Origin of the sequence: Campylobacter bilis (assembly GCF_016806695.1) — a bacterium.
GTDB classification, from domain to species: Bacteria; Campylobacterota; Campylobacteria; order Campylobacterales; family Campylobacteraceae; genus Campylobacter_D; species Campylobacter_D bilis.
On the sequence record NZ_WUED01000010.1, the window covers coordinates 52,016 to 59,379 of the forward strand.

The following is a 7,364-nucleotide window of genomic DNA, read 5'->3' on the forward strand; positions in this document are numbered from 1 at the left end:
ATCTATATTTTTAGATAGGATAATTTTTAAGAATTTTAAAATTCCAATTTTATCTGCGAAAATCTTATTTAGTTTATAATCTTATAAGCAAAATTTAGCTAAAATCCAAAGTTTATTATAATTTTTAAAGAAAGGAATGATTGTGCCAACCATAAATCAATTGGTTAGAAAAGAGCGTAAAAAAGTTTTAGAAAAATCTAAATCTCCAGCGCTTAAAAATTGTCCACAAAGAAGGGGAGTTTGCACTAGGGTTTATACTACAACTCCTAAAAAACCAAACTCAGCATTAAGAAAAGTTGCCAAAGTAAGACTTACTAGTGGCTTTGAAGTGATCAGCTACATCGGCGGTGAAGGCCATAATCTACAAGAACACAGCATTGTTTTAGTGCGTGGAGGTAGGGTAAAAGACTTACCAGGGGTGAAATACCACATAGTTCGTGGTGCACTTGATACAGCAGGTGTTGCAAAAAGAACAGTCTCTCGTTCTAAATACGGTGCCAAACGTCCTAAAGCAGGCACTGCGAAGTAATCTTTATGCACAGACAAATCCTTAGATTTGATTTTGTTTGAGTAAAATTTAAAATTTGAAGGGAAAATAATGAGAAGAAGAAAAGCTCCGGTAAGAGAGGTCTTACCTGATCCGATTTATGGTAATAAAATAATCACAAAATTCATTAATTCTTTAATGTACGATGGCAAAAAAAGCACAGCGACGACTATCATGTATGGTGCTTTAGAAGCCATTGATAAAAAAGGTGGCGATAAAAAAGGCATCGATATTTTTAATGATGCTATTGAAAATATTAAGCCTCTTTTAGAGGTAAAATCACGCCGTGTTGGGGGCGCGACTTATCAAGTTCCTGTGGAGGTGCGTCCAGCTAGACAACAGGCTTTAGCGATACGTTGGATCATTTCTTTTGCAAGAAAAAGAAGCGAAAGAACTATGATTGATAAGCTTGCAGCCGAGCTTTTAGACGCTGCTAATAGCAAAGGCGCTTCATTTAAGAAAAAAGAAGATACTTACAAAATGGCTGAAGCAAATAAAGCTTTTGCGCATTATCGTTGGTAAGAAGGATAAAAAATGTCAAGAAGCACTCCTTTAAAAAAAGTTAGAAATATAGGCATTGCTGCACATATCGATGCGGGTAAAACCACCACTAGTGAAAGAATTCTTTTCTTTACAGGTATGAGTCATAAAATAGGTGAGGTTCATGATGGTGCTGCTACTATGGACTGGATGGAGCAAGAAAAAGAACGCGGCATCACTATAACTTCAGCCGCTACAACTTGTTTTTGGAAAGAACATCAAATCAATCTTATTGACACTCCAGGCCACGTGGATTTTACTATAGAAGTTGAAAGATCTATGCGTGTGCTTGATGGTGCTGTGGCGGTGTTTTGTTCCGTAGGTGGAGTACAGCCTCAAAGCGAAACTGTGTGGAGACAAGCCAATAAATATGGCGTGCCAAGAATAGTATTTGTTAATAAAATGGATAGAATTGGTGCGAATTTTTATAATGTAGAAGAACAAATCCGCAATCGCTTAAAAGCTAATCCTGTCCCTCTTCAAATCCCAATCGGTGCTGAAGACAATTTCAAAGGTGTTGTTGATCTTCTTACTATGAAAGCTTTAGTTTGGGAAGATGATACTAAACCTACTGATTATGTAGAAAAAGAAATTCCTGATGAGCTTAAAGAAAAAGCCCAAGAATACCGTACTAAAATGATCGAAGCGGTTTGTGAAACTTCAGATGTTTTAATGGAAAAATATTTAGCCGCAGAAGAACTAAGCCTTGAAGAAATTAAAGCAGGCATTAAAGCAGGATGTTTAAGCCTTTCTATAGTTCCTATGCTTTGTGGTACTGCTTTTAAAAATAAAGGCGTTCAACCTTTGCTTGATGCTGTTGTGGCTTATTTGCCTGCTCCTGATGAGGTTGCTAATATCAAAGGCGAGTACGAAGATGGAACCGAAGTATCTGTAAAATCAACTGATGATGGTGAGTTTGCAGGCCTTGCGTTTAAGATCATGACAGATCCTTTTGTAGGTCAGCTTACCTTCGTGCGTGTTTATCGTGGATGTTTAGAAAGTGGATCTTATGCTTATAATTCCACTAAGGATAAAAAAGAAAGAATCGGCCGTCTTTTGAAAATGCATTCTAACAAAAGGGAAGAAATCAAAGTACTTTATGCAGGCGAAATCGGTGCTGTTGTAGGACTTAAAGATACATTAACAGGTGATACTTTAGCCAGTGAAAAAGATAAAGTTATCCTTGAAAGAATGGACTTTCCAGATCCTGTTATTTCTGTTGCTGTCGAGCCAAAAACCAAAGCCGATCAAGAAAAAATGTCTATAGCTTTAAATAAATTAGCCCAAGAAGATCCAAGCTTTAGAGTATCTACAGATGAAGAAAGTGGTCAGACTATCATTTCAGGTATGGGTGAATTACACCTTGAAATCATTGTAGATCGTATGTTGCGTGAGTTTAAAGTAGAAGCTGAAGTAGGTCAACCTCAAGTAGCTTACCGTGAAACCATTAGAAAAACTGTCGAGCAAGAATACAAATACGCTAAACAATCAGGCGGTCGCGGTCAATACGGCCATGTATTTTTACGTCTTGAACCACTTGAACCAGGCAGTGGATATGAGTTTGTAAACGATATTAAAGGTGGGGTCATTCCTAAAGAATACATCCCAGCAGTGGATAAAGGAATCCAAGAAGCATTGCAAAATGGTGTTTTAGCTGGCTATCCTGTAGAGGATGTTAAAGTCACTGTTTATGATGGAAGTTATCATGAAGTCGATTCTTCGGAAATGGCTTTTAAACTTGCTGCTTCTATGGGTTTTAAAGAAGGTGCTAGAAAAGCAGGTGCGATTATCTTAGAACCTATGATGAAGGTTGAAGTTGAAACTCCTGAAGACTATATGGGTGATGTTATTGGGGATCTTAATAAGCGTCGCGGTCAAGTCAATAGCATGGATGAAAGAGGTGGTAATAAAATCATCACTGCTTTTTGCCCTCTAGCTGAAATGTTTGGTTATTCTACAGATCTTAGAAGCCAAACCCAAGGTCGTGCGACGTATTCTATGGAATTTGATCACTATGATGAAGTTCCTAAAAATGTTGCCGAAGAAATTATTAAAAAAAGAAACGCCTAAGCGGGATTTCCCGCTTTTTTTCTGTCCTCGTAGCTCAGCAGGATAGAGCGCAAAATTCCTAATTTTGAGGTCGTGGGTTCGAATCTCGCCGGGGACACCATGCTAAAGGCGATATAAATATATAAGGTTAACATACAATGAAAATTATTCTTTTAGCCATTTTAGTGTTTTCTTTTTTAAAGGCAGAAAATTTTTCAAATCATTTTTCACATTCTGAAGATGAAAATACCACAAAAATGCCTCAAAAACAATATCCAAACCGTATTAAAATCCCGACGCATTAACACTTTATGTTAATCACTCTAGCCCAATTATCCCAAGGATACCGTTATAATAGTGATTCTTTGCTTTTATCTGATTTTATTTTAAAACAAGGCGTGAAAGGGGATGTCCTTGATGTAGGTGCAGGCTGTGGCATTATAGGTATTTTGCTTAAAATACATGCTAAGCATTTAAACCTTTCTTTGCTAGATATCCAAGAAGAAAATATTTATTTGATCAAGAAAAATCTCAAAGCCAATCATATCCAAGCACATGTTTTCCACGTAGATTTTAATCAATTCCAAAGCCAAAATCAATTTGATTTCATAGTGTGCAATCCTCCTTTTTATACTCAAGCTTCTTATAAAAGCCCTAATGTCCACAAATACATCAGTAAATTTGAAAAATTTTTGCCTTTACATGTTTTTTTTAATAAAGCCCATGCTATTTTAAAACCTCATGGAAGCTTATATTTTTGCTATGAAGCTTCAGCTTTGGATAAAGTTTTTTTCGCACTCAAAGACATGAGAATGAAAGCAACAAAACTTTGTTTTGTCCACACGCATGAAAATAAGCCAGCAAGGTTGGTTTTAATACAGGTAAAAAAGGGTGTTAAATCCCCTTGCGAGATTTTAACACCTTTTTTTGTATATGAAAATGAAATTTTAAGCAAACAAATGCAAGAAATTCATTTGAAATTTAGGTTAGAAAGCTATGATATTTAAGAAGGATTTTTCTTTTGCTTTTGATGAGAATGCTTGTGAAAAATGCGGTGGCAAATGTTGCACCGGAGAAAGCGGAAATATTTTTGCAAGCAAGGAAGAATTAGAAGCATTAAGAAAGCATTTAAATTTAGAAAAAGAGGAATTCACTCATAAATACCTTAAAAAAGTAGGTTTGAGAATGAGTTTTAAAGAAATTGAATTTGAAGAGGGTTTTGCTTGTATTTTTTTTAATACCCAAGAAAGAAATTGCAGCATTTATGATTTACGTCCAAAACAATGCCGTACTTTTCCATTTTGGGAATACTTTAAAACGCATCAAAAGGAATTAGAAAAAGAATGTATAGGAATTTGTTATTTGTCTTAATAGCTTTTTTACTAGCTGCTTGTAGCACTTCACAAACCTTTGTCTTTTATCCTGATGATCAAAAATACAAAACTAGTGATTTTGATCAAAGAGTTATGAAAGCTTACACCTATGAGTATTACCAACAATACCAAAAAGCCAGAGATGAGTTTTTAGCACTGTATCAAGACTATCATGATAGTGTTTTTTTGCAAAATGCCTTTTTATTAACCCTAGCTAATAATCTTGATAAGCAAGAGCAATTAAACAATCTAGCAAAGCTTCACCGAGACCAAAACGACAATCTCAAGCGTCTTAGTGCCCTGTATGCCTTACATTCTAACAATCTCCATGATGCTCAAAAACTCATGCAAGATCTTTTAGGGAAAAAAGACAGCGATCCTAGAAATCTAGAACTTTATGGCGATATTTTAGTCAGAAAAAAGGATTTAAAACATGCCGCAAAATACTATCGATCTGCTTATAATCAAGTCCAAAATGAAGAAATTTTGTTTAAATTAATAGGCGTTTATGTGCTTTTAAATGATACTTTAAATATCAAAAATGTCTTAGAATTCGCAAGAAAAACAAATTCTTGTTCACCTAGAGCTTGCCTTTTATTAGCAAAAATTTATTTTGATGAGAAAAATCTAGAGGCCTTAGAAGAACTTTATAAAGAACTTTATGAGCTTAGCCATGACAAATCTTTCATTTTAGCCCTAGTCGAGCTTTTAAATTTACAGGCTAAAACCCAAGAGGCCTTAGATCTTGCCTTACAATACGATTTAGATGATGATATCAAGCTTGCCTTATATCAGAATTTAAAGCGTTTTGATGAAGCTAATAAAATAAGCCTCAAGCTATACCACCAGACTAAAGATAAAGAATATCTTTTAAAATCCGCCATCTTTGAATTTGAAAGTGCCAATGCGTCTAAAAAACTCAGCCCAAAAGTCATCCATTCTGTTAAAGCGAAATTCGAAAAAGCCATCCAAAAACAAAGCAATCCTTTATATTTAAACTACTATGGATATTTACTTATTGATTATGATTTAGATGTGAAAAAAGGTATTGAGTTTGTCAAGCTTGCTTTAGAAAAAGAACCTCATAATTTATATTATCTAGATTCTCTAGCTTGGGGTTATTATAAGCTAAGCCAATGTGATCAAGCATGGGAGCTTTTAAAACCAGTATTAAATAATGAAGAATTAGCAAATTCTCCCGAGGGTAAAGCCCACATAAAAGCGATAAAGGCATGCATAAACCATGATATTAAATGAAATTTTCGAAAAAACAAAACAAGATCTAAAAAAACGCAAAGCCCAACTTCCCTATGATATGCTAGGGCGTTCTTTAGCGTCTAATCCTTTCTTTCCAAAAGATGTCATCAAGGCTTTAAAAAGAGTAGCAAAAGAAGTTAAAATCATAGCCGAGGTGAAAAAAGCCAGCCCCAGCAAAGGCGTTATAAAAGAGGATTTTGATCCTTTAAAAATAGCTTTAAATTATCAAAAAAGCGGAGCAGCAGCCATTTCTGTCTTAACACAAGAGCATTTTTTCCAAGGATCTTTAGAGTATTTATCCCTCATACGCCGTTACACTCAACTTCCTTTATTAAGAAAGGATTTTATTTTCGATGAGTATCAGATCTTAGAGGCTTTAGTATATGGGGCCGATTTTATTTTATTGATCGCTAAAATGCTAAGTATGAAAGAGCTTAAAAGACTCTTTGAATTTGCCCAGCATTTAGGACTTCAAGCCCTAGTTGAAATCCATGATAAAGAAGACCTAAGCAAGGCCATCTTCACAGGAGCCCATATCATAGGCATTAATCATCGCAATCTAGAGGATTTTTCCATGGATATGACCTTGTGTGAAAAGCTTATCCCTTCTATTCCTAATTCCAAAATCATCATCGCAGAAAGTGGCTTAGAAGACAAAGAATTTTTAATCCACTTGCAAGATTTAGGCGTAGATGCTTTTTTAATCGGTGAGTATTTCATGCGTCAAGCTGATGAACAAAAAGCCTTAAAAGCTTTACTTTAAAGGAGACAAATGCAGTATTTATATGCTCCATGGCGTAGTGAGTATTTTAAAGAAGATCAAAACCTCTGCCCTTTTTGTGATTGCACCAATCAAATCAAAAGTGATGAAGAATTAGGCGTGATCTTTCGTGCTAAGCATTGCTTTGCACTCATGAACCGCTATCCTTACTCTGCAGGACATTTCATGATAATCCCTTATTTGCATGAAGAACACATAGAAAATTTAAGCCTACAAACTTGGCAAGAAATGAGTCATTTTGTACGCTTAGGCGTCAAAGTTTTAAAGCAACACCTACATGCACGCGGTGTAAACATAGGCATGAATTTAAGCAAAGATGCAGGTGCGGGCATAGCTTCGCATTGCCATTATCATTTAGTTCCACGTTGGGCTGGCGATACTAATTTCATCACCACTATAGCTCAAACCCGAGTTTGTGTAGCTCCTTTAGATCAAATCTATCAAAAACTCGTTCAAGCCTTTAAAGATCTTAAATAATCATCCTTTTATTTTTATCTCCAAACCCCTCAAACCCTACATTTTAACCTCCTTTTAAAACAATATATTTTATCATTACATAATTATTTTTTATATTTTATCTTACTTTAAAGGAACACTTATGAAAGCTTGCAATACTCTCTGGGGGGGGGTATTTAAAATCTAAATACTCTGATTTAAAAAAACAAATAATTTAAGATCAAAGAATTTAACTTCAAAGAATTTAAAATCAAAAAAACCAAATTCTAAAAAACTAGCCCTATCCTTAGCTACCATATCCTTACTAAGTTCTTGTGCTATGGCACAAATTAGTGGACCACAATATGCTTTTTACTCCTTT

Annotated in this window: 9 protein-coding genes and 1 tRNA gene; all 10 read left to right on the top strand. The window is 35.1% G+C overall.

Annotated features, from left to right (window positions below; translation table 11 throughout):
- Positions 1-142: 142 nt before the first annotated feature.
- The 10 genes from rpsL to GRQ01_RS06045 all read left to right on the top strand — a co-directional run bounded on the left by rpsL (position 143) and on the right by GRQ01_RS06045 (position 7,024).
- Entirely contained in the window at positions 143-529 is a 387-nt protein-coding gene (rpsL, locus tag GRQ01_RS06000; protein ID WP_002866973.1) for a 30S ribosomal protein S12, read from the top strand.
- 69 nt (positions 530-598) lie between these two features.
- Positions 599-1,069, top strand: a complete 471-nt coding sequence (rpsG, locus tag GRQ01_RS06005; RefSeq protein ID WP_158334885.1) for a 30S ribosomal protein S7 — start codon at positions 599-601, stop codon at positions 1,067-1,069.
- Between the two features lie 12 nt (positions 1,070-1,081).
- Positions 1,082-3,157 (top strand): elongation factor G, encoded by a 2,076-nt coding sequence (gene fusA / locus GRQ01_RS06010; protein WP_158334886.1) that lies wholly within the window; start codon positions 1,082-1,084, stop codon positions 3,155-3,157.
- 23 nt (positions 3,158-3,180) lie between these two features.
- A tRNA-Arg gene (locus GRQ01_RS06015) sits at positions 3,181-3,257 on the top strand.
- A gap of 37 nt (positions 3,258-3,294) precedes the next feature.
- Positions 3,295-3,441, top strand: a complete 147-nt coding sequence (locus tag GRQ01_RS06020) for a hypothetical protein (RefSeq protein WP_193699226.1) — start codon at positions 3,295-3,297, stop codon at positions 3,439-3,441.
- Between the two features lie 6 nt (positions 3,442-3,447).
- Positions 3,448-4,143, top strand: coding sequence for a tRNA1(Val) (adenine(37)-N6)-methyltransferase (locus tag GRQ01_RS06025; RefSeq protein ID WP_158334887.1), 696 nt, complete (start codon positions 3,448-3,450; stop codon positions 4,141-4,143).
- Positions 4,133-4,507, top strand: coding sequence for a YkgJ family cysteine cluster protein (locus GRQ01_RS06030; RefSeq protein WP_158334888.1), 375 nt, complete (start codon positions 4,133-4,135; stop codon positions 4,505-4,507). The genes GRQ01_RS06025 and GRQ01_RS06030 overlap by 11 nt, the downstream gene beginning before the upstream one ends.
- On the top strand, positions 4,480-5,766 hold the full coding sequence (locus GRQ01_RS06035; protein WP_158334889.1) for a tetratricopeptide repeat protein: 1,287 nt from the start codon (positions 4,480-4,482) through the stop codon (positions 5,764-5,766). Before GRQ01_RS06030 ends, GRQ01_RS06035 begins: the two co-directional genes overlap by 28 nt.
- A complete protein-coding gene (gene trpC, locus GRQ01_RS06040) occupies positions 5,753-6,529 on the top strand; it encodes an indole-3-glycerol phosphate synthase TrpC (RefSeq protein WP_158334890.1) in 777 nt (258 codons plus the stop codon). Before GRQ01_RS06035 ends, trpC begins: the two co-directional genes overlap by 14 nt.
- Before the next feature lie 9 nt (positions 6,530-6,538).
- Positions 6,539-7,024 (top strand): HIT family protein, encoded by a 486-nt coding sequence (locus tag GRQ01_RS06045; RefSeq protein WP_158334891.1) that lies wholly within the window; start codon positions 6,539-6,541, stop codon positions 7,022-7,024.
- Positions 7,025-7,364 lie beyond the last annotated feature (340 nt).